This window comes from Klebsiella sp. KTE92 (genome assembly GCF_000398905.1).
In the GTDB taxonomy this organism is placed as follows: Bacteria; Pseudomonadota; Gammaproteobacteria; order Enterobacterales; family Enterobacteriaceae; genus Klebsiella; species Klebsiella variicola.
Genome location: NZ_KB976100.1, coordinates 1,872,890 through 1,893,981 on the forward strand (window position 1 = coordinate 1,872,890; position 21,092 = coordinate 1,893,981).

Annotated in this window: 18 protein-coding genes; 11 read left to right on the forward strand and 7 right to left on the reverse strand. The window is 58.7% G+C overall.

The window, feature by feature from the left end; genetic code table 11:
• The first annotated feature begins 26 nt into the window (after positions 1-26).
• The 8 genes from A1WC_RS16455 to A1WC_RS16420 all read left to right on the forward strand — a co-directional run bounded on the left by A1WC_RS16455 (position 27) and on the right by A1WC_RS16420 (position 10,311).
• The gene (locus A1WC_RS16455) at positions 27-1,745 is read left to right on the forward strand and encodes a four-carbon acid sugar kinase family protein (RefSeq protein ID WP_016160622.1); all 1,719 of its coding nucleotides are present in this window, start codon (positions 27-29) and stop codon (positions 1,743-1,745) included.
• A gap of 92 nt (positions 1,746-1,837) precedes the next feature.
• Positions 1,838-2,857 carry a 2-keto-3-deoxygluconate permease gene (locus A1WC_RS16450; RefSeq protein WP_004204602.1) on the forward strand — a complete coding sequence of 340 codons (1,020 nt, stop codon included), beginning with the start codon at positions 1,838-1,840 and terminating at the stop codon, positions 2,855-2,857.
• A gap of 1 nt (position 2,858) precedes the next feature.
• Complete coding sequence (locus tag A1WC_RS16445; protein WP_016160623.1) at positions 2,859-3,233, forward strand: PTS glucitol/sorbitol transporter subunit IIA; 375 nt, start codon at positions 2,859-2,861, stop codon at positions 3,231-3,233.
• A 28-nt stretch (positions 3,234-3,261) separates the two neighbouring features.
• Complete coding sequence (locus A1WC_RS16440; RefSeq protein WP_016160624.1) at positions 3,262-3,720, forward strand: RpiB/LacA/LacB family sugar-phosphate isomerase; 459 nt, start codon at positions 3,262-3,264, stop codon at positions 3,718-3,720.
• A gap of 30 nt (positions 3,721-3,750) precedes the next feature.
• Positions 3,751-4,701: a transaldolase gene (gene tal, locus A1WC_RS16435; protein WP_004147958.1), complete on the forward strand. Its 951-nt coding sequence runs from the start codon at positions 3,751-3,753 to the stop codon at positions 4,699-4,701.
• Positions 4,702-4,720: 19 nt separating this feature from the next.
• Positions 4,721-6,724, forward strand: a complete 2,004-nt coding sequence (tkt, locus tag A1WC_RS16430; protein WP_012968561.1) for a transketolase — start codon at positions 4,721-4,723, stop codon at positions 6,722-6,724.
• A gap of 237 nt (positions 6,725-6,961) precedes the next feature.
• Positions 6,962-8,590 (forward strand): long-chain fatty acid--CoA ligase, encoded by a 1,629-nt coding sequence (locus A1WC_RS16425; RefSeq protein ID WP_016160625.1) that lies wholly within the window; start codon positions 6,962-6,964, stop codon positions 8,588-8,590.
• Entirely contained in the window at positions 8,587-10,311 is a 1,725-nt protein-coding gene (locus tag A1WC_RS16420) for an aldehyde dehydrogenase family protein (RefSeq protein WP_016160626.1), read from the forward strand. Before A1WC_RS16425 ends, A1WC_RS16420 begins: the two co-directional genes overlap by 4 nt.
• 44 nt (positions 10,312-10,355) lie before the next feature.
• Here the strand turns inward: A1WC_RS16420 and potD are convergent, their stop codons facing one another.
• From potD to potA, 4 genes are read right to left on the reverse strand one after another with little or no spacing between them, the layout of a single operon-like run.
• Positions 10,356-11,402, reverse strand: coding sequence for a spermidine/putrescine ABC transporter substrate-binding protein PotD (gene potD, locus A1WC_RS16415; protein WP_016160627.1), 1,047 nt, complete (start codon positions 11,400-11,402; stop codon positions 10,356-10,358).
• Entirely contained in the window at positions 11,399-12,184 is a 786-nt protein-coding gene (gene potC / locus A1WC_RS16410) for a spermidine/putrescine ABC transporter permease PotC (RefSeq protein WP_012542218.1), read from the reverse strand. The genes potD and potC overlap by 4 nt, the downstream gene beginning before the upstream one ends.
• Complete coding sequence (potB, locus tag A1WC_RS16405; RefSeq protein ID WP_008806020.1) at positions 12,181-13,038, reverse strand: spermidine/putrescine ABC transporter permease PotB; 858 nt, start codon at positions 13,036-13,038, stop codon at positions 12,181-12,183. The genes potC and potB overlap by 4 nt, the downstream gene beginning before the upstream one ends.
• Positions 13,022-14,158, reverse strand: coding sequence for a spermidine/putrescine ABC transporter ATP-binding protein PotA (potA, locus tag A1WC_RS16400; protein WP_008806021.1), 1,137 nt, complete (start codon positions 14,156-14,158; stop codon positions 13,022-13,024). The genes potB and potA overlap by 17 nt, the downstream gene beginning before the upstream one ends.
• 257 nt (positions 14,159-14,415) lie before the next feature.
• On the opposite strand from potA, the gene pepT reads away from it, so the two are divergent.
• Complete coding sequence (gene pepT, locus A1WC_RS16395; RefSeq protein ID WP_016160629.1) at positions 14,416-15,648, forward strand: peptidase T; 1,233 nt, start codon at positions 14,416-14,418, stop codon at positions 15,646-15,648.
• Positions 15,649-16,157: 509 nt separating this feature from the next.
• Here the strand turns inward: pepT and A1WC_RS16390 are convergent.
• From A1WC_RS16390 to phoP, 3 genes are all read right to left on the reverse strand, one after another.
• Complete coding sequence (locus A1WC_RS16390; protein WP_012542214.1) at positions 16,158-17,279, reverse strand: cupin domain-containing protein; 1,122 nt, start codon at positions 17,277-17,279, stop codon at positions 16,158-16,160.
• An 85-nt stretch (positions 17,280-17,364) separates the two neighbouring features.
• Positions 17,365-18,831 (reverse strand): two-component system sensor histidine kinase PhoQ, encoded by a 1,467-nt coding sequence (phoQ, locus tag A1WC_RS16385; protein ID WP_008806025.1) that lies wholly within the window; start codon positions 18,829-18,831, stop codon positions 17,365-17,367.
• Positions 18,831-19,502, reverse strand: a complete 672-nt coding sequence (gene phoP, locus A1WC_RS16380) for a two-component system response regulator PhoP (RefSeq protein WP_004150807.1) — start codon at positions 19,500-19,502, stop codon at positions 18,831-18,833. The genes phoQ and phoP overlap by 1 nt, the downstream gene beginning before the upstream one ends.
• A 283-nt stretch (positions 19,503-19,785) precedes the next feature.
• On the opposite strand from phoP, the gene A1WC_RS16375 reads away from it, so the two are divergent.
• Both A1WC_RS16375 and A1WC_RS16370 read left to right on the forward strand, forming a co-directional pair.
• Positions 19,786-20,592 carry an AraC family transcriptional regulator gene (locus A1WC_RS16375; protein WP_016160630.1) on the forward strand — a complete coding sequence of 269 codons (807 nt, stop codon included), beginning with the start codon at positions 19,786-19,788 and terminating at the stop codon, positions 20,590-20,592.
• Positions 20,593-20,675: 83 nt separating this feature from the next.
• Positions 20,676-21,038 carry a cupin domain-containing protein gene (locus tag A1WC_RS16370; protein ID WP_012542212.1) on the forward strand — a complete coding sequence of 121 codons (363 nt, stop codon included), beginning with the start codon at positions 20,676-20,678 and terminating at the stop codon, positions 21,036-21,038.
• The last annotated feature ends 54 nt before the right edge of the window (positions 21,039-21,092 follow it).

A 21,092-nucleotide genomic window follows, 5' to 3' on the forward strand; every position in this document is an offset into this window, starting at 1 on the left:
TTCATGCGAATCACGAGGACAGAGAAATGGAAAAACATCTGTTGATTAGCAAGGGCTGTAAGGGCTGGGGTGGGCCTCTGACTATCACGCTGGGTCAGGGAAAAAAGATTGCGTACATTACCGGGGGGATCCGTCCCCCGGTCGTGGACCGCCTGAGCGAACTGACCGGCTGGCCCTCCATTGATGTATTCAAAAATGGCGAACCGCCGGCAGAAGAGATTGGTTTAATGGTCATCGACTGCGGCGGCACGCTGCGCTGCGGACTCTATCCGAAGCGGGGAATTCCCACCATTAACCTGCATCCCACCGGCAAAAGCGGCCCGCTGGCGGAATTTATACACGAAGGGATCTACGTCTCCGGGGTGACGCCTGCCTGCATTGAGATGGTCTGGCCACAAGGGGAAGGCGGAAAGCTTGGGATCGTGGCTGACGATTTGACCGGGGCGACCACCGTCGGGGTGCTGCTGGCACGTAGCGGTTTAAAAACCGCCGCGTTTTTCGATACCGAATCCTTCTCCCGCAATGAGGTCGAGTATCCGGCGATGGTCGTCAGCAGCGACAGCCGCCCATTGCCGAAAGCGGAGGCCCAGCACAAAGTGAGCGCTGCGGTGAAACAGCTGCAGGCTCGCGGCGCGCACTACTTCACCAAGCGGATTGATACCACGCTGCGCGGCGGCATCGGATTTGAAATCGATGCCATGCTGGAACAACTGCCGCAGGAGACGGTGGCGGTTGTGGTGCCGGCGATGCCGCAGTCACGGCGTATTCTCGTCGGCGGTTATTCGGTGATTGATTCGGTAGCCCTGTCGCGGACCGATGTGGCTCGCGATGTACGTACCCCGGTCACCGAGTCGTGGGTGCCGGGACTGTTGGCGGCGCAGACCCATCATCAGGTCGGGCATATCGCGCTGACGTCGGTGATGAAAGGCGAAGGGCAAATCCAGCAGGATTTGCAGGAGCAACAGCAACGCGGCGTGCGGGTGATAGTGGTCGATGCGATAACCGTCGACGATGTCGATGCCATCGCCGGGGCGGTAGTGGCCCTGGACTGGAACGTGCTGGCCGTCGATCCGGGGCCCTTTACCGAACGGCTGGCGGTTCGTCGCGGCCTGATGCGCGAAGCGCGGAGCAGCGCGCCCGCGAGCCTGACAGCGGACGGCCAGCGCGGCTCGATTTTGATCGTTGCCGGCAGCGCAACGCCAGTAACCAAAAAACAGCTCCAGTATTTGATCGCCAGGGATGACCGGGTCTGCCATATCCCGGTTGATGCCGAGCTGTTGATTGACAGGAAAAACGCCGCTGAGATTGAAGTCAATCGCGTGGTACAGCATGCCCGACAGTGCGTTCCGGCGCAGCACAACGCGCTCTTTGTTTTTGAATCCGCCTTGACCGGGCGGTTGCTAAACCTTCAGGAAGAGGAGCAGAGATTTGGTCTGGCCCACGGTGAGGCTGCGCAAAATATTAACCACGGATTGGGCAGTATTGTACGCGAGGTGCTTAACTGTGCGTCGGGTGAAATTAAAGGATTGTATATGACCGGCGGTGACACCATGGTCAATGTCCTAAAAGAGCTGGGCGCGACCGGAATAGAAATGATTGACTATGTCATCCCGCAAACCGATATGGTGCGGATTATTGGTGGTGATTATGCCGGCTTAATTTGTGTCGGAAAAGGAGGGTTAACCGGACCGGAAGATATTATTGGCATCATTGTTGACCGAATTTATCAAGAAGCACAGCAATAACCCAGTCATCTAATAAAAAATAAACGACGTAATGGTCGTCAGGGTAGTATTGCGTCGTTATCTCTGTTAAATCTTAATTTAAGAGTCACCCTATGAATATTAATATACTTGAGAAAATGAATAAGGTGCCCGGTGGGCTAATCATTATTCCACTGCTGGTGGCAATATTGATTAATACCTTTGCTCCCCAGGTGCTCAGTATTGGCGGCCCGACCACCGCTTTATTTAAAGTCGGTTCCAGCGCCATGATGGGCATATTTTTGCTCATTTGCGGAACCTCAATCAATATCCGTCAGGCCGGTTTGCCGCTCTATAAAGGCGCCGTGCTGCTGTTTCTCAAATGTCTGGCCGGGGCCCTGGCGGTATGGGCCGCGGGAACGTTGTTTGGCCCGAGCGGATTTCTCGGGATATCGACCCTGGCGCTGATTGCCTGCCTGACCAGCTCGAACAGCTCCCTCTATATCGCATTGTGCAGCAACTATGGCGATGCCAGTGATGCCGGGGCGATCTCCGTGTTCTGCATCAAGGATGGTCCGTTTGTCACCATGATGGTGCTGGGCGTCAGCGGCCTGGCCAATATTCCCTTCGCCGCGCTGCTGTCGATGCTTATCCCGCTGCTGATTGGCATGCTGTGGGGCAATCTGGACGAACGTTTTAAACAGTTATGCGCCGCGGCGCAGCCGCTGGTGATCATTATTATGTCGTTCGCCATCGGCGCCAACTCCAGCATCAATACGGTGTTTACCGCCGGCCTGTCCGGGATCCTGTTGGGGATTATCTCCGCGCTCACCGGGATTGTGTTCTACTTTATCTACAACCTGTTTTTGAAGAAGAAAAGCGCGCTGGGCGCCGCGCTGGGAACCACCGCCGCCAGCTCAGCGCTGACGCCGGCGATGGTTGCCCAGGCGGATCCTTCGCTGGCGATGTACGTGGATGCTGCCACCGCACAGCTGGCGACGGCGAGCATTATCACCATGATCACCGCGCCGATACTGGTCGCCTGGTTTGATAAACGGCTGAAAAAGCGGGCGCCAGCCGCTGAACCTTTGAAAGACGCGAAAAGTGAAGAGAGTGTGACATTATCTTCCCCTGCCGCCAAAGGACACAAATAGTATGAGCGTGCCGTTGTATTCATTACGAATTACCGCCGTCGGGGAATATGTTGAGTGCTCTTTGCGGGAGCAGCGGCTTATTTTATTCTCCGATGTCGTTCCCGACGATATTGTGAGTTATTGCGCCGTACACCAGGCTAGCGAACTGACCGCCGAGTTAGCGCCAGGTCAGCGAATGAAATTAAATGATAAAAATTATCGGGTGACCGCGGTAGGTAGTGTGGCAACGGCAAATTTACGACAGCTTGGCCATATCACGCTAAATTTTGATGGCGCAGATATCGCTGAATTACCCGGGACGGTACACCTTTACGGCGAACCACCACAAATTATTCAGCCCGGCGACCGAATTTCGTTTTACCCGAATTGTCATTAAGACGTACTGTTAAATTAAGGAAATAACCATGAAAACAATCGCTATTGGTGCGGATGATGCCGCCTATGCTTTTCGCGATGCCATCGTCGCTTATATGAATGGGCTGGGAATAAACGTCGCGGATTACAGCAGCGATAAACGCCAGGGGAGTACCGTTTATCCGGATGTTGCCCATGCGGTGGCGATGTCGATTAAACAGGGCGAACACGAGCGCGGCATTCTGATCTGCGGTACCGGCATTGGGATGAGTATTGTGGCCAATAAAGTCCCCGGGGTCCGCGCCGCACAGTGTCACGATACCTTCTCTGCTGAGCGAGCGCGTAAAAGTAACAACGCGCAGATTATTACCCTCGGCGCGCGGGTAATTGGCACTGAGCTGGGCAAAAAAATTATTCAGGCGTGGCTTGAATCCGAATATGAAGGCGGCGGATCCGCGCCCAAAGTGGAACGTATTGATTATTACGAACACCAGCATGCCAGAGATTAACCTCCGCAGTCGTAAGATAAGGAACAGATGATGAGCCAGCTAGACGAACTGAAAAAATACACCACGGTTGTTGCTGATACCGGCGATATTGAATCGATTAAAAAGTTTGCACCCCAGGATGCGACCACCAACCCCTCGCTGGTGCTGAAGGCCGCGCAGCTGCCGCAGTATCAGCCGTTGATTGCCGATGCGATTGGCAAGGCACGCCGCCAGGGAGGCAGCGCAGAAACACAATTGATTAACGCCTGCGATCAGGTGGCAGTGGATATCGGCAGCGAGGTGCTGCGCCATGTGCCCGGGCGTATCTCCACCGAAGTGGATGCCCGCTTTGCCTGGGATCGCGGGATGTGCGTCGCGAAGGCGCGCAAGCTCATCCAGTTATATGAAAAAAATGGCATTGGTCCCGAGCGGATTCTAATTAAGCTCGCCGCCACCTGGGAGGGCATTCGCGCTGCCGAAGAGCTGGAGCAGAGCGGTATAAACTGCAACCTGACGCTGCTGTTCTCTTTCGCTCAGGCCCGGGCATGCGCCGAAGCGGGCGTCTTTCTCATCTCGCCCTTTGTGGGCCGCATCTACGACTGGTATCAGAAGCACCAGCCGCAGTCAGCCTATCAGGTGGACAGCGATCCGGGCGTGGTCTCTGTGCGCCAGATTTATCAGTATTACAAATCCCATGGCTATGACACGGTGGTAATGGGCGCCAGCTTCCGTCGTATTGAGCAGATCCAGGCGCTGGCGGGCTGCGATCGCCTGACTATCTCTCCGGCACTGCTGGACGAGCTGGCGGCCAGCGAAGGAGTGTTGACCCGCCAGTTGACCCCCGGCTGCGTGACGGAAACCCGTCCCAGCCCGATGACGCAGGCGGAGTTTCTCTGGCAGCATCATCAGGATCCCATGGCAGTGGAAAAACTAGCGGAAGGGATCCGACTGTTTGCTGTCGATCAGGTGAAACTGGAACAACAGATTCAGCAGATGCTGTAAGCCGCAGGGATAAAGACTGATGAAGACGACAAAAACCATTCGCTGCCAATGCGCCAACGCGCTGCGCGCCCTGAGCATGGACGCTGTACAGAAAGCCAAATCCGGCCACCCGGGGGCCCCGATGGGTATGGCTGACATTGCCGAAGTGCTGTGGCGTGATTTCCTGAACCATAACCCGAACAATCCGGCCTGGGCTGACCGTGACCGTTTTGTGTTGTCAAATGGCCATGGTTCGATGCTGATTTACAGCCTGCTGCACCTCACTGGCTACGATCTGCCGATTGAAGAGCTGAAAAACTTCCGCCAGCTGCACTCCAAAACCCCGGGTCACCCGGAAGTCGGCTACACTGCGGGCGTGGAAACCACCACCGGTCCGCTGGGCCAGGGTATCGCTAACGCGGTCGGGATGGCTATTGCCGAGAAAACTCTGGCGGCGCAGTTCAACCGTCCGGGCCACGATATCGTCGACCACTACACCTACGCCTTCATGGGCGACGGCTGCATGATGGAAGGCATTTCTCATGAAGTGTGCTCCCTGGCCGGTACTCTGAAACTGGGCAAACTGGTGGCCTTCTATGATGACAACGGCATCTCCATCGACGGCCACGTTGAAGGCTGGTTCACCGACGATACCGCGAAACGCTTTGAAGCCTACGGCTGGCACGTGGTACGCGGCGTTGACGGTCACGACGCTGACGCCATCAAACGCGCAGTAGAAGAAGCGCGTGCAGTTACCGACAAACCGTCCCTGCTGATGTGCAAAACCATCATTGGTTTTGGTTCGCCGAACAAAGCCGGTACCCACGACTCCCACGGCGCACCGCTGGGCGACGCAGAAATCGCGCTGACCCGCGAAGCGCTGGGCTGGAAACACGCGCCGTTTGACATCCCGTCTGACATCTATGCGCAGTGGGATGCCAAAGAAGCCGGCCAGGCGAAAGAAGCGGCGTGGAATGAGAAGTTTGCTGCCTACGCGAAAGCCTTCCCGCAGGAAGCGGCCGAATTCACCCGTCGTATGAAAGGTGAAATGCCGTCTGACTTCGACGCCAAAGCTAACGAGTTCATCGCGAAGCTGCAGGCTAACCCGGCGAAAATCGCCAGCCGTAAAGCGTCGCAGAATGCTATCGAAGCCTTCGGCCCGCTGCTGCCGGAATTCCTCGGCGGCTCCGCTGACCTGGCGCCGTCTAACCTGACCCTGTGGTCTGGTTCTAAGCCGATCAACGAAGACACCGCGGGTAACTACATTCATTACGGCGTGCGTGAATTCGGTATGACCGCTATCGCCAACGGTATCGCGCTGCACGGCGGTTTCCTGCCGTACACCTCCACCTTCCTGATGTTCGTGGAATACGCGCGTAATGCGGTACGTATGGCCGCGCTGATGAAACAGCGTCAGGTGATGGTCTACACCCACGACTCCATCGGTCTGGGTGAAGACGGCCCGACTCACCAGCCGGTAGAGCAGGTGGCTTCCCTGCGCGTGACGCCGAACATGTCCACCTGGCGTCCGTGTGACCAGGTTGAATCCGCGATTGCGTGGAAATATGGCGTAGAGCGTCAGGACGGCCCGACCGCGCTGATCCTCTCCCGTCAGAACCTGGCGCAGCAGGAGCGTACCGCAGAGCAGCTGGCAAACGTCGCTCGCGGCGGTTACGTGCTGAAAGATTGTGCCGGCCAGCCGGAGCTGATCTTCATCGCCACCGGTTCCGAAGTGGAGCTGGCGGTTGCCGCGTGGGACAAACTGACTGCCGAAGGCGTGAAGGCGCGCGTGGTCTCCATGCCGTCCACCGACGCGTTCGACAAGCAGGATGCCGCTTATCGTGAATCCGTACTGCCGAAAGCCGTTTCTGCCCGCGTCGCGGTAGAAGCCGGTATCGCGGACTACTGGTTCAAATACGTTGGCCTGAACGGCGCTATCGTTGGCATGACCACCTTCGGTGAGTCTGCGCCGGCTGAGCAGCTGTTCGAAGAGTTCGGCTTCACCGTCGACAACGTGGTCGCTAAAGCGAAAGCGCTGCTGTAAATCCCCACTGCTATCGCCCGGCCCGCTGCCGGGCGATAGCCGCCCTGAGCAATGACCTGCCTGTTATGATTTCGTCTTTTTCCTCCTGAATCATTTCTTACTCTATTTTGTGCGTGACCGCTGATTTCTGTACGTTTTTTTGTGCAGACCGGCAAATGTAGACCAGATTCAATAGGCGCCCGCACGATCGCGCCGCGACCCTGTTCCCTGCCGGAAGTCTGTAAAGGAGACCCCGTAATGCCGTCACCGATGATTTATCAGGATCTCACCACTGCCGCGCTGCTCGGCCATGCGGCGCAATATCACAGCGAGACCGAGATTGTCTCGGTGAGTACTGGCGGTGAGCAGGAGCGCAGCAGCTGGGGGGAGGTGGCCAGCCGCGCTCAGCGGCTGGCGTCGGCGCTGGCGTCGCTGGGGCTGCCGCCAGGCGCCCGCTGCGCTACCCTGGCATGGAACAATCGCCGCCACCTGGAGATCTATTTTGCCGTCGCCTCCGGCGGCTGGGTGACGCACACTGTCAACCCGCGGCTGTCGGTTGACCATCTGCGGTATATCCTCAACGACGCTGCCGACGAAGTACTGTTTTTTGACCAGACCTTTCTGCCACTGGTGGCGCAGCTGCTGCCGCAGCTGCCGACGGTGAAACACATCGTGCTGATGGAACCCCGCAGCGAAGCGGCGCTCAGCCAGTTGCCCTCATTGCTGTTTTTTGACGATCTGTTGCAGCAGGGGACAGTAGACTATCGCTGGCCGCAGCTCAATGAACTGACCCCAGCTTCGCTCTGCTACACCTCGGGAACTACCGGCCGGCCGAAAGGGGTGTTGAATACCCATCGTTCGCTGGTCCTGCACGCCCTGAGCGGTAACCAGCCGGACGCCGCCGGCATATCGGCGAAGGACAGCCTGTTGCCGGTGGTGCCGATGTTCCATGTCAACGCGTGGGGGACGCCGTTTATCGCCGCTATGGTCGGCGCGCGGCTGGTGCTGCCGGGGCCGCACCTCGATGGCGACAGCCTGCTGCAGCTGCTGGCCGCCGAGAAGGTAACGGTGGGGTTTGGCGTGCCGGTGATCTGGGCCGGCTTGCTGGCGGCGATGCGCCGGACAGACGTCCGGCTGCCTGAATTTAAACGTGCGCTGGTTGGCGGCTCCGCGCTGCCGCCGTCGATGGCCGAGGCCTTTCAGCGTGATTACGGCATTGAACTGACCCACGCCTGGGGAATGACCGAAACATCGCCTATCGGCACCATCAACACGCCGTTGAGCAAACATGACGCGCTCCCGGCACAGGAGCAGCAAAAGCAGCGCGCCGGTCAGGGGCGGCCCATATTCGGCATCGAACTGCAGGTAGTGGACGTGGATGGCGAACCGTTGCCCCGGGATGGTCAAAGTCAGGGGTATCTGCAGGTCAGAGGGCACTGGGTGGTGGAGCAGTACTATGGTCAGGACGCGAGCGCCCTGACCGCGGGAGGCTGGTTTGATACCGGCGATATCGGTACGCTCGACGCCAATGGTTATCTGGTGATCTGCGATCGGGCAAAGGATATTATCAAGTCCGGTGGCGAGTGGATCTCCACCGTTGAGCTGGAGAATATCGCCATCGCGCATCCGGCGGTGCGCAGCGCGGCGGCCATCGCCGCCCGTCATCCGCGCTGGGACGAGCGGCCGGTGCTGCTGTGCGTTCGCGCGGAAGGGGGCGAAGTGGAAGAGACCGATCTGCTGACCTGGTTTGAGACGCGGGTGCCAAAGTGGCAGATCCCGGACCGGGTGATATTTGTCGACGCGCTACCGGTCAGCGCCACGGGTAAGGTGCTCAAAAATCAACTGCGCCAGGCCTACGGAGAGATTTTAATGAGTGAGGGAAAATGAGCCATGCGCGACCCGGTCTGACGACCTGCTCTCAGTATGATGCTGCCCTGTACGCCTTGTCGGCGGCGCGCCAGCGTTGGGCGGAAACCTCAGTGAACCGTCGTCTGGCGCTGCTGCGCCAGATCAAGGATGCCCTGGCCGGTATTGCCCCGGCGTGGGTGGCCGCGGCGGCGGCGGCCAAAGGGCTGCCGGCGGGCGATCCGCTGGTGGGGGAGGAGTGGCTGGCGGGCCCCTGCGCGCTAATGGTCGGCTGCAACGGGCTTATCGCCACCCTGGAGCAGCTGGAAGAGAAGACCTTTCTGCGGCGGATCCCGCTGCGGACGCTGGCGGACGGCCGCCTGGCGCTGCGGGTGGTGCCCGGCACGCTCTGGGATCGACTGTTGCTGTCTGGTGTTCGCGCTGAGATATGGATGCAGCCAGGCGTCACCCGGGCCCATCTCGACCGCTATGCGGCGCGGGCATACGACATCCCGCCGGCCGCGCGGCAGGGCAAGCTGGCGCTGGTGCTTGGCGCCGGCAATGTGGCCTCGATTGCGCCACTGGATGTGCTACACAAGCTGTTTATTGAAAATCAGGTCTGCCTGCTGAAGCTCAACCCGGTGAATGATTATCTGCACGATCTGCTGGCCCAGGCCCTGGCACCGCTGATTGCCATGGATGCGCTCCGCATCGTCACCGGCGACGCCCAGGCGGGAGCATGGCTGACCAGCCATCCCGCTGTCGATGAGATCCATATCACCGGCTCTCGCGAGACCCATGACGTCATCGTCTGGGGCGACGGTGAAGCGGCTCGCCAGCGTCGGGCCGCCAGGACGCCGCTGAACCCGCGTCGGGTGACTTCGGAGCTGGGCGGCGTCAGCCCTACCATTATCGTACCCGGGCCGTGGAGCGAGGCGGATATCGCGTTTCAGGCGCAGCAGCTGGCGACGCAGAAGATGAACAACGGCGGGTTTAACTGCGTGGCCAGCCAGGTGCTGATCCTGCAGCAGGGCTGGGAGCCAGCGACGGGTTTGCTGAATCAGCTGTACCGACTGATCGCCGCGAATACCCGCCCGGACTACTACCCCGGCGCTGAAAAACGGCTGACCGACTTTCGCCTGCGCGCCCGCCAGCCGCTGGAGATAGCGCGCGGCGACGCGCTGCCGTTGATTGTGGCGAACACCGACGATGACCCGGCGCTCTGTCAGCAGGAGGTCTTTGGCCCGGGGCTGTCGGTCACTCGTCTTGAGGCCGACAGTGCGGAAAGTTTTCTGCGCCAGGCGATCGGCTATGCGAATCAGCGGCTGCAGGGCACGCTGGGGGCCAATATTGTGATCCATCCGCGCACCCGCAAAGCGATTGGACGTAAGCGTTTTAACGCGTTAATCGCTGAGCTGCGCTACGGCACGGTGGCGATCAACTGCTGGAGCGGGGTGGCTTTCCTGTTGGCCCCTTGCCCGTGGGGCGCGTTTCCCGGCCACTCGCTCGACGATATTCAGAGCGGGCGGGGCAAGGTGCATAACAGCTTTATGCTGGAGAAAACCGAGCGCACGGTGATTGAGGCGCCGTTTCGGCCGTTTCCGCGCAGTCTGTGGCATGGCGAACTGACGCTGATGCCCCTGCCGCCCTGGTTTATTACCCACCGGGGGCAGGAAGCGGTGGCGCAGAAGCTGGTGGATTTTTATCATCGGCCGCGCTGGCGCAAGCTGCCGGCGATCCTCTGGCGCGCGCTGAGGGGCTAAGGTGAGAGCAAAAAAAGGCGGAACCGCGGTTCCGCCCTGCGGGATTAGCGGCCCGCTTTCAGCTTCTGGTAATACTCTTCATAAATGGCGCTGGCGCTGCCGACGTCATTCTGCCATTCGCCTTTCTCAATGGTCGCAGCGTCCGGATAGAGCGATTTATCGTTGGCCACTGCCGGGCTGAGCATTTTGCGTGCCGCCAGGTTTGGCGTGGGGTAGCCGATGGTTTCCGCGACCTGTTTGGCGACATCCGGGCGCAGCAGGAAGTTAATCAGCTTCAGCGCGCCGTCGACGTTTTTGGCATTCGCCGGGATCGACAGGCTGTCCATCCAGAAGATGCCGCCTTCTTTCGGCCAGATCACCTCCAGCGGGGTACCGGCCTGGCGTGCGACGTAAGCCGAGCCGTTCCATACCATCCCGAGGTTCACTTCGCCTTCCATATACGGGTTCGCCGGGTTATCGGAGTTAAACGCCGCGACGTTAGGCATCAGCTTTTTCAGCTCGTTATAGGCGGCTTCAATCTCTTTCGGGTCGGTGGTGTTGCCGGAATAGCCCAGCTTACGCAGCGCCATCTGGAACACTTCGCGCGCGTCGTCGGTCAGCAGCAGGCTGCTTTTGTATTCCGGCTTCCACAGGTCGGCCCAGCTGGTGATGGTTTTCGGATCAATCGCATCGCTGTTGACGCCGATAGCCGTCGCCCCCCAGATATAGGGAATGGAGTAGTCGTTATTCGGATCGAACGGTTTGTTCAGCATCTGCGGATCGAGGTTGCTGAAGTTAGTCAGCTTACTCTTATCGATCTTCTGCAGCATCCCTTCTTTACGCATCTTGTCGACGAAGTAGGTCGACGGGACGACCAGGTCGTACGCGCCGTCTTTATAGGTCTTGAGCTTGGCATACATGGTTTCGTTCGACTCGTAGGTCGAATAGATGACCTTGATGCCGGTCTCTTTGGTGAACTGCTCCAGCAGGCCCGGCGGTACGTATTCGGTCCAGTTATAAAAATAGAGCGTTTTGCTATCGTCCGCGTGCGCGGCGCCCATGCCGATTGCCAGAGCGCCGGCTGCGAGCAGGTGGCGTGACCATTTTTTCATTTTAACGTCCCCTGAGTTTTATCACGTGCAATTAACTGACTGGCGATGACCATCACCAGCGACAGAACCAACAGAATCGTGGCCAGGGCGTTCACCTCAGGCGAAACGCCAACCTTGACCATCGAATAGATCTTCAGCGGCAGAATTTCATATCCCGGACCGGTCACGAACGAAGAGACCACCACGTCATCCATCGACAACGTGAAGCTCAGCAACCACCCGGCGGCGACCGCCGGCAGGGCCAGCGGCAGGATGATTTTGCGCAGGATGGTCATCTCGCTGGCGCCCAGATCTTTCGCCGCCTCCAGCATCCGCACATCAAAGCCTTTCAGCCGGGAGTAAACGGTGACCACCACAAACGGCAGGCAGAAGGTGATATGCGAAAACAGCAGCGACCAGAAACCAAGCTGAATACCGATCAGCATAAACAGCACCAGCAGGGAGATGGCCATGACAATATCGGGCGACATCATCACCACAAACAGCATGCCGCTAACGAACGGCTTGCCGCGAAAGCGGTAGCGGTACAGCGCCACGGCGGTCAGCGAGCCGATAAGGGTGGCGAAGGTCGCCGACAGCACCGCCATGGTCAGCGAGTGCTGTGCGGCCTGCAGCAGGCTATCGTTGTTCATCAGCAGGCTATACCAGTCGGTGGTGAACCCCTGCCAGTTGATACCGAAGCGCGACCGGTTAAACGAGTTAACGATCAGAATAATAATAGGGATGTAGAGATAAGCGTAGATGGCGGTCATAAAGCCGCCGCGCAGCAGTCGACCGATCATTCCAGCTCCACCTTTTTATTCAGCAGGCGCGCCGCGCGCCAGTAAATCAACAGCATCAGGCCCATCACCAGGGTTAAGGTAATGCTGGTTGCCGCGCCGAACGGCCAGTCGCGAATATTCAGGAACTGACTCTTGATCACGTTGCCGATCAGCAGGTTCTTGGCGCCGCCCATCAGGTCGGAAACGTAGAACAGCCCCATCGCCGGCAACATCACCAGCAGACAGCCGGCGATGATCCCCGGCATGGTCAGCGGGATGATAATGCGGATAAAGGTCTGCAGCTTGCTGGCACCGAGATCTTTCGCCGCTTCCAGCAGCGGGCGATCCAGTTTCTCAATGCTGGAGTAGAGCGGCATCACCATAAACGGCAGCAGGATATACACCAGGCCGATAATCACCGCCGAGGGGGTGAACATAATGCGTATCGGCGTGTCGATCACCCCTAACCACAGCAGGAACTCGTTCAGATAGCCTTTGGTACTGAGGAAAATCTTCAGCCCGTAAATACGGATCAACGAGTTGGTCCAGAAGGGGACGATCAGCAGAAACAGCAGCAGGGGGCGCACCTTCTGCGGCAGCCGGGCGAGGAACCACGCAAACGGGTAGCCCAGCGCCAGGCAGGCGAGGGTCGCCAGCAGCGCCATGTTCAGTGAATGCAGCAGCACGTCGTAGTAGAGCGGATCCAGCAGCCGCGAGTAGTTGTCCAGCGTGAAGACCAGCTTGACGAAGTTGGCGTCGTCGCGGGTCAGAAAGCTGGTGGCGATGATCATCAGGTTGGGCAGGAAGACAAACAGCACCAGCCAACCGACGATGGTGGCGATCACCACATTCTGGAATTTACTGGAGTTCTTCATCGGCCAGCACCACCTCCCAGCTCTCCACCCAATTGATAGACATTTTCTGGTCAAGAGAGTGGTCGAAATCCGGGTCGTCTTCGTTAAAGAACTCGCTGACCATCACCATTTTGCCGTTTTCCAGCTCGACCACCGACTCAAGGGTCATCCCCTTATAGTTACGCTCTCGCACATAGCCGATCAGGCCGTCGGCGTCGCTGTTGTGGTGGATCTCATCGACGCGCAGATCTTCCGGGCGCAGCAGGACGTGCAGACGCTGGCCGGCCTCCACGGCAAAATTGACGGTGATGTTGCACTCCCGTCCTTCGACACTGGCACGCACGCGCTGCTCGTCGAGGCGCTCGATCACGGTGGCGTCGAAGATATTGATCTCGCCGATAAAGCTGGCGACGAACAGGTTTTTCGGCTCTTCGTAGATCTCTCGCGGGGTGCCGTCCTGTTCGATTTTGCCATCGCGCATGACCACGATGCGATCGGACATGGTCAGGGCCTCTTCCTGATCGTGGGTCACGAAGACGAAGGTGATCCCGAGCTTACGCTGCAGCGCTTTCAGTTCGTTCTGCATCTGCTTGCGCAACTTGTAATCCAGCGCCGAAAGGGATTCATCGAGCAGCAGCAGGCGCGGTTTGTTAACCACCGCGCGGGCGATGGCCACGCGCTGCTGCTGGCCGCCGGAGAGCTGGTGCGGTTTGCGCTGGGCAAAGTCTTCCAGCTGTACCATCTTTAAGGCATCCAGAACCCGCGGGGTGATTTCCGCCGCCGGGGTTTTCTGCATCCGCAGGCCAAAGGCGACGTTCTCGAATACCGTCATATGCGGAAACAGGGCGTAGCTTTGAAAGACGGTATTGACGTGGCGGTTTTCCGCCGGGACATGGGTGATATCGTGATCTTCGAGATGGATCCGTCCGCTGTCGACGTTTTCCAGGCCGGCGATAAGGCGCAGAACGGTGGTTTTACCGCAGCCAGAGGGGCCAAGCAGGGTGAGAAACTCACCATTGTTGATGGTCAGGTTAAGGTTATCGATGACCGTTTTACCATCAAAGCTCTTGCGAATTCCCGCCAGTTGCACCAGCGGCGAACGCGAACGCGGTTGTATATTCAATTTTTGACTCTGTCCCATGTAGACGCAACGGAAACTTCCGACCGCTGCGGGGTTTGTGATTAACCACCTTTGGGGTTGCACGTTTTTAATAAGGGCCAGCATTCTACGGCAAACGAGGGTAATCGCCAATCCTTGATACGCCTGCATAGTCTACCTTTACACCATAACGTCGGTTCCGTTATTAAATTTCGCTTTACGGGCTAAGAATGACCTGACGCAATATTTGTCTTTTCTGGCTTATGAATAATGTTGTCACAAAAGAAGAGGGTGGCTACATGGATAAATTGCTTGAGCGTTTTTTGCAGTACGTTTCTTTGGACACGCAGTCGAAGCCTGGCGTTCGTCAGGTCCCCAGCACGGAAGGGCAGTGGAAGCTGTTACGCCTGTTGCAGGCGCAGCTGGAAGAAATGGGACTGATCAAGGTAACGCTGAGTGAAAAAGGGACGGTAATGGGAACCCTGCCCGCCAACGTGGAGGGCGATATCCCGGCCATCGGCTTTATCTCTCACGTCGATACTTCCCCGGATTTCAGCGGTAAAAACGTTAATCCGCAGATTGTCGAAAACTATCGCGGCGGCGATATCGCGCTGGGCATCGGCGATGAGGTGCTCTCCCCGGTGATGTTCCCGGTTCTGCATCAGCTTTTGGGGCAGACGCTGATCACCACCGACGGGAAAACGCTGCTGGGGGCGGACGACAAGGCCGGCATCGCCGAGATCATGACCGCGCTGGCGACCCTGCAGGCGAAAAACATCCCTCATGGCGATATCCGCGTGGCCTTCACCCCCGATGAAGAGGTCGGAAAAGGGGCGAAGCATTTCGATGTCGAGGCCTTTGATGCCCGCTGGGCCTATACCGTCGACGGCGGTGGCGTGGGGGAACTGGAGTTTGAAAACTTCAACGCCGCCTCGGTGACCATTAAGATTGTCGGCAATAACGTGCATCCCGGCACCGCAAAAGGGGTGATGGTCAACGCGCTGTCGCTGGCCGCGCGCATTCATGCTGAAGTGCCAGCCGACGAGGCGCCGGAGACCACCGAAGGTTATGAAGGCTTTTATCACCTCACCAGCATCAAAGGCAGCGTGGATCGGGCCGAGATGCACTACATCATCCGCGATTTTGACCGCAAGCACTTTGAGGCGCGTAAACGCAAGATGATGGAGATCGCCAAAAAGGTCGGCAAGGGGCTGCACCCGGACTGCTATATCGAGCTGGTGATCGAGGATAGTTATTACAATATGCATGAGCAGGTGATCGCCCATCCGCACGTGGTCGATATTGCCCGCCAGGCGATGGTGGACTGCGATATTGAACCGCAGATGAAGCCGATCCGCGGCGGCACCGACGGCGCGCAGCTCTCGTTTATGGGACTGCCGTGCCCGAACCTGTTTACCGGCGGCTACAACTATCACGGCAAACATGAGTTTGTCACCCTGGAAGGGATGGAGAAGGCGGTGCAGGTGATCGTGCGTATCGCCGAGCTGACGGCAACACGAAAAGGGAAATAGCCTTCGCAACCAGGCCGCTCATTCTGCTTGTCGCACAAGATGCCGGATGGCGGCTAACGCCTTATCCGGCCTACGACTCGTGCGATCTGATGCTAATTTACCCACTTGCGCGACTGAAACTGCCGGTGTTGGCGGCCTCAAAATCGCTGAGACGTTCCCGGAAGGCAGGGGCAGCCCGCATGGATGCGGGCTGAGGGCCGTGTTTTGCACGGACGCTGCCTCGGCCCGACCCGAAGCCTGCAGGGATAAGTCGAAGGCACCACGAAGTGGCGATTTTGCTGGCCGGAGCCCGGGGGTACAGGGGGCGGCGGCGACTGGCCGCCCCCTGTGCGCTCCCTACTTCATGAGTAACATAACGCAGAATACATATTGGGAGCGCAATCTGCTCGGAAATAACACAGAACAAACGTTTTTCCCGGGTCGAAACCGTTGCAAACCGATACAGGAGCTACGGAAATCGTGCTGTTTGTAGGCCCGGCAAGCGCAGCGCCGCCGGGCAGGATGATGGCTCAGTCGCCAAAGAACCAGTAGCCGCTGTTGACCAGCGCTGCCAGCATGGCGAGAAATGACGGATCCTCCAGCGCATCGCCAAAATGGTCGGCGCGCAGCGTCAGATGGGTGGCTAAGGCGTCCAGCGCCGGGCGGTGCGGGGAGTTGATCTTCTCGCCATTGACGAACACCTCGCCGTCAATGCGCAGCACCCGCAGGCCGCCCAGGCGTTCCAGCGTGTCGCCCTGCTGCAGAGCATCGTAAATTTCATCTGGCTGATACGGCGGCTCCGGCGGTGCGACGTCGAGCTCATGACGCGACTGGGTGATAAACTCGCCAAACCACTGTTTAAAGTGCTCTGGTTGATTAATCAGCCCCAGCATCATCTCGCGCAGGCGGTCGAGTTCGACGGGTAAAATATCCGCCGGATGGTCGCGGGACGGCACGTCCGGATCGGCGTAGCGCTGGCTGCCCAGTTCGCGCTGGAGAACGTAGTCGGCAAAGCCGCTGAACAGCTCGCGGGCATTCGGCGCGCGATAGCCGACCGAATAGTTGAGCGAATTTTCCAGTGAGTACCCCTCATGCGGGAATCCTGGCGGAATATAGAGAATATCCCCCGGCTCCATCTCTTCATCGATGATCGCCTCAAAGGGGTCAACCTGCAGCAGGTCCGGATGCGGGCAGTGCTGTTTCATCGGCACCTTTTCCCCGACGCGCCAGCGCCGACGGCCGGTGCCCTGAATGATAAACACATCATACTGATCCAGATGCGGACCGACGCCGCCCCCGGGTACCGAGAAGGAGATCATCAGATCGTCGATACGCCAGTCCGGCAGAGCGCGGAACGGATGCATCAGCGCCGCTGAGGGTTCATGCCAGTGGTTAACCGCCTGCACCAGCAGGGACCAGTTGTTTTCACTCAGGTGATCGTAGCTTTCGAAGGGACCGTGACTGACCTGCCATTTTCCATCCTGATGGCTGACAAGGCGGCTATCGACCTCGCTCTCCATGGCCAGTCCAGCCAGTTCGTCCGGGCTTAGGGGGTCGATAAAATTGGCGAAGCCGCGCTTCAGTACCACCGGCCGTTTTTGCCAGTAGCGTTCGATAAAGTCGGGCCAGTTAAGCGTTAATTGATAATCCATATTGATATTCCACTGCAGGTGTCTGACAGGGATTATAACGGATGCGGCGCCCCGGCGATGCAGGCGCCGTTAAAAAACTCAATGATTAACCCTGTTTATCTTCCATCAGCTGGCGGCCAAACACCACCTCCATGCAGGCGCCGCCGAGCAGGCTTTCGCTGGCGATAATCTCCCCGTCATATTGCTCGACGATTTCGCGGGCGACGGAGAGCCCCACACCCTGGCCGGGGCGCAGCGTATCTGCCCGCTGGCCGCGGTCGAAGACGGCGCGGCGCTGGCTCTGCGGGATCCCCGGGCCATCGTCTTCCACCAGAATATGCAGATGGCTGTCGGTGGTTTGGCGCACGGAAACCTCCACGAACTCCAGACAGTACTTACAGGCGTTATCGAGAACGTTACCCATCACTTCCATAAAATCGTTCTGCTCGCCGACAAAAGTGATCTCCGGCGAGATGTCGAGCGAGATATTGACCCCTTTACGCTGATAGACCTTGTTGAGGGCGGAGGTCAGGCTGTCGAGCAGGGGGGCGATCGGGTGCAGTTCCCGGCTCAGCAGGGTACCGCCGCTGCGCATGCTGGCGCGATGCAGATAGTAACCAATCTGCTGCGAGATGCGGCTTATCTGCTCCAGCATCACCGGCTCCGCCTCGTCGACGCTAATCTTCTCGCCGCGCAGCGAGCGCAGGGTGCTCTGCATCACCGCCAGCGGCGTTTTCAGGCTGTGGGTGAGATCGGTGAGGGTGGTGCGGTATTTGTCATAGCGTTCACGCTCGCTGCGAACCAGCCGGTTAAGGTTGCTGACCAGCCGGGTCAGCTCGCGGGTGGTGTTGGGATTGAGCTTTTCGCGGTGGTGCTCCTCCAGCTCACGTACCTCTTTCGCCAGCGACTCGATAGGCCGCAGGCTCCACCATGCGGCGACCCACAGCAGGGGGATCACCAGCAGCAGGTTGGCGGCCAGCACGTAGATAAACCAGCTCCACACCATATAGCTGCGCTTGAGCTCCACCGGAATGGTATCGACCACCACAATGCTGAGCTGGGGCATTTTGCTGGTGGCCGGGTAGAGGTTGATAGCCACCGAGTGGGTCATCTCCGAATCATCGCCCTGCTCGCGGATGGCGTCCAGCTGTTCCTGAATCTCGTGGTTGTTGCGCAGCAGCATGCTGCTGCTGTCGACATCGGCTTCGATCTCATGGAAACCATTGCGCTTCAGCCATTCCGGTTGAATGCGTTTCGCCAGCCAGGGGACATCGCGCTGCGCCCACAGCAGTTTACCCCTCTCATCGTAGATAAGGGTCACCGTCGGGCTTTCCATATTCAGGTTTTCCGGGATATCGACGTCAATAGCGCCGTTCTCCCATTTCGCCAGCATATAAAAGAGATTGCTCTCGCCGCGCAGCAGGCGGAAGGTGGTTTTATCGAAGCTGACACTGTAGCCCACCAGCGCCACCATGCCATAGGCCAGGGAGAGCACCAGTACGACCCCGGCGGTCGCCAGCAGGAAGCGAACCCGTAATGACAGGGGGAAGATATGCCGCAACAGTCCCTTCATCAGCGCAGTTCGAACAGATAGCCCTGGCCGCGCACCGTGGTGATGACGTCCTGCGGGTATTCAGCCTGAATTTTCTTGCGCAGCCGGCCCATCAGTACGTCGATGGTATGGCTCTCACGCAGTTCGGCATCCGGGTAAAGCTGGAGCATCAGGGAATCTTTGCTGACCACTTTGCCGCGGTTGCGGATCAGGGTTTCCATAATGGTGTACTCAAAGGCGGTCAGCTTGATCGGCTGATCGTTGACTGACAGCTCGCGCCGGGAGAGGTCGACCTGGAACGGCGGCAGGGAGATCACCTGTGAGGCCAGGCCGCTGTTGCGGCGCAGCAGCGCCTGCATGCGGGCGGCAACCTCTTCAATATGGAAAGGCTTGGTGACGTAATCATCCGCCCCGGCGCTCAGCACTTCCACTTTATCCTGCCACCCTTCGCGGGCGGTCAGCACCAGCACCGGCAGCGACACATCGTGGCTGCGCCAGCGGCGGATCAGCGATAGTCCGTCTTCATCCGGCAGGCCGAGGTCGACGATGGCGATATCCGGGAGATGTTCGCCCAGATAGTAGTCCGCTTCCCTGGCATCTTCCGCCGCATCGACCTGATGGCCCAGCTCCTGCAGCTGAACTTTGAGGTGGTGACGCAGCAGGGCGTTATCCTCAACCACGAGTACGCGCATGACTGTTCTCCCTTCCTGTGTTGATAGTAATCTGACGCTCATTATATACGCAAAATATAAACAGCTGTTAAATAAAGCTTTTTATACCAACGGCGCATAACACCGCCAGGCAGGTCAGCCTTCGGCGATGCCCTTTGCGCATAATGCATGGAACTCCTTCATTCTATGCGTAATTTCAGCAAACGCCCAGCGGCAGAGCGCGGGCAGTGCGCGGGTTGGTGATGTTAATTTTTTGTGTAATAGTGCTGGGATCACCCCTCAATGACGCCGCAGGTTATCCATTATGTCTCAGCAGAAAAGTGCGGACTGGGTCAGGCTGGCGCAGTCGCCCAGTCAGACGGAACGCATCGAAGCCTTCTTCGGCGGCCACGGCTATGAGCCCCACCGGCATGATACCTATGCTATCGGCCAGACGATCGCCGGCGTGCAGAGCTTTCACTATCGCGGCGGACTCCAGCACAGCCTGCCCGGCGGAACGATGGTGCTTCACCCGGACGAAATACACGACGGCGAGGCGGGCACCGAGGCGGGGTTTCACTACCGCATGGTCTATATCGAACCGGCGCTGATCCAGAAGATACTCGGCGGCAGGCCATTGCCGTTTATCCCCGGCGGCCTGTCGGCGGATCCGCGCCTGCGTTGCGCCGCGCAGCCGTTGTTAAAAGCGGTCACGGACACCTTCGAGCCGCTGGAGGAAGAGGATGCTCTGTACGACCTGGCGCAGACCCTGGCTGTGGTCGGCGGGCAGCGTTCCCGTCGCCAGGCATTTGACTATCAGGCGGCGGAGAGGGCCCGGGAGTATATCCATGCCTGTTTTATGCAGGATATGACCCTCGACACTTTATCGCAGGTGAGCGGCCGGGACCGCTGGAGCCTGAGTCGTGATTTCAGAACGCTGTACGGCACCAGCCCGTGGCGTTACGTCATGATGCGCCGGCTCGATTTTTGCCGCCAGCGGATGCGCGCCGGGGATCGTCTGGTGGATATTGCCGCCGACGCGGGCTTTGCCGATCAGAGCCACATGACGCGCCAGTTTATCAGCCGCTTTGGTCTCTCTCCGGGCCGCTGGCTGCGGGCGATCCGCGGCTAGCGCGGTTCAGGTTGCACAATCGTTCAAGCGTGACCGCGGCGAGGCGAACTATGCTGACTGCCTTTATCACAAGGAGACAGCCCATGTATCAACTCGTTAATCTTGCACAGAAATTTTCCCTGTTCAGCGAACAATGGCAGCCCAAAGTGGTGGCTGAGATGAACGACTATCAGTTCAAGATCGTGCGCATCGCCGGCGATTTTATCTGGCACAGCCACCCGGAAACCGATGAGACATTGATGGTGGTGGAGGGGGTATTACGCGTGGACTTCCGCGACGGACATGTGCTGGTGAAGGCCGGGGAGATGATCGTCGTGCCGCGCGGGGTGGAACATAAGACCTCGGCGGAGACGGAAGCGAAGCTCATGCTGATTGAGCCGCGCGGCGTACTGAATACCGGCCATGAGGGCGGCGAGCGGACGGCGGTGAACGACGTCTGGATCTGATTGCTTTCCGGCGACAAAACGCCCCTCTTTCCGGCGGAAAGAGGGGCAGGGCGA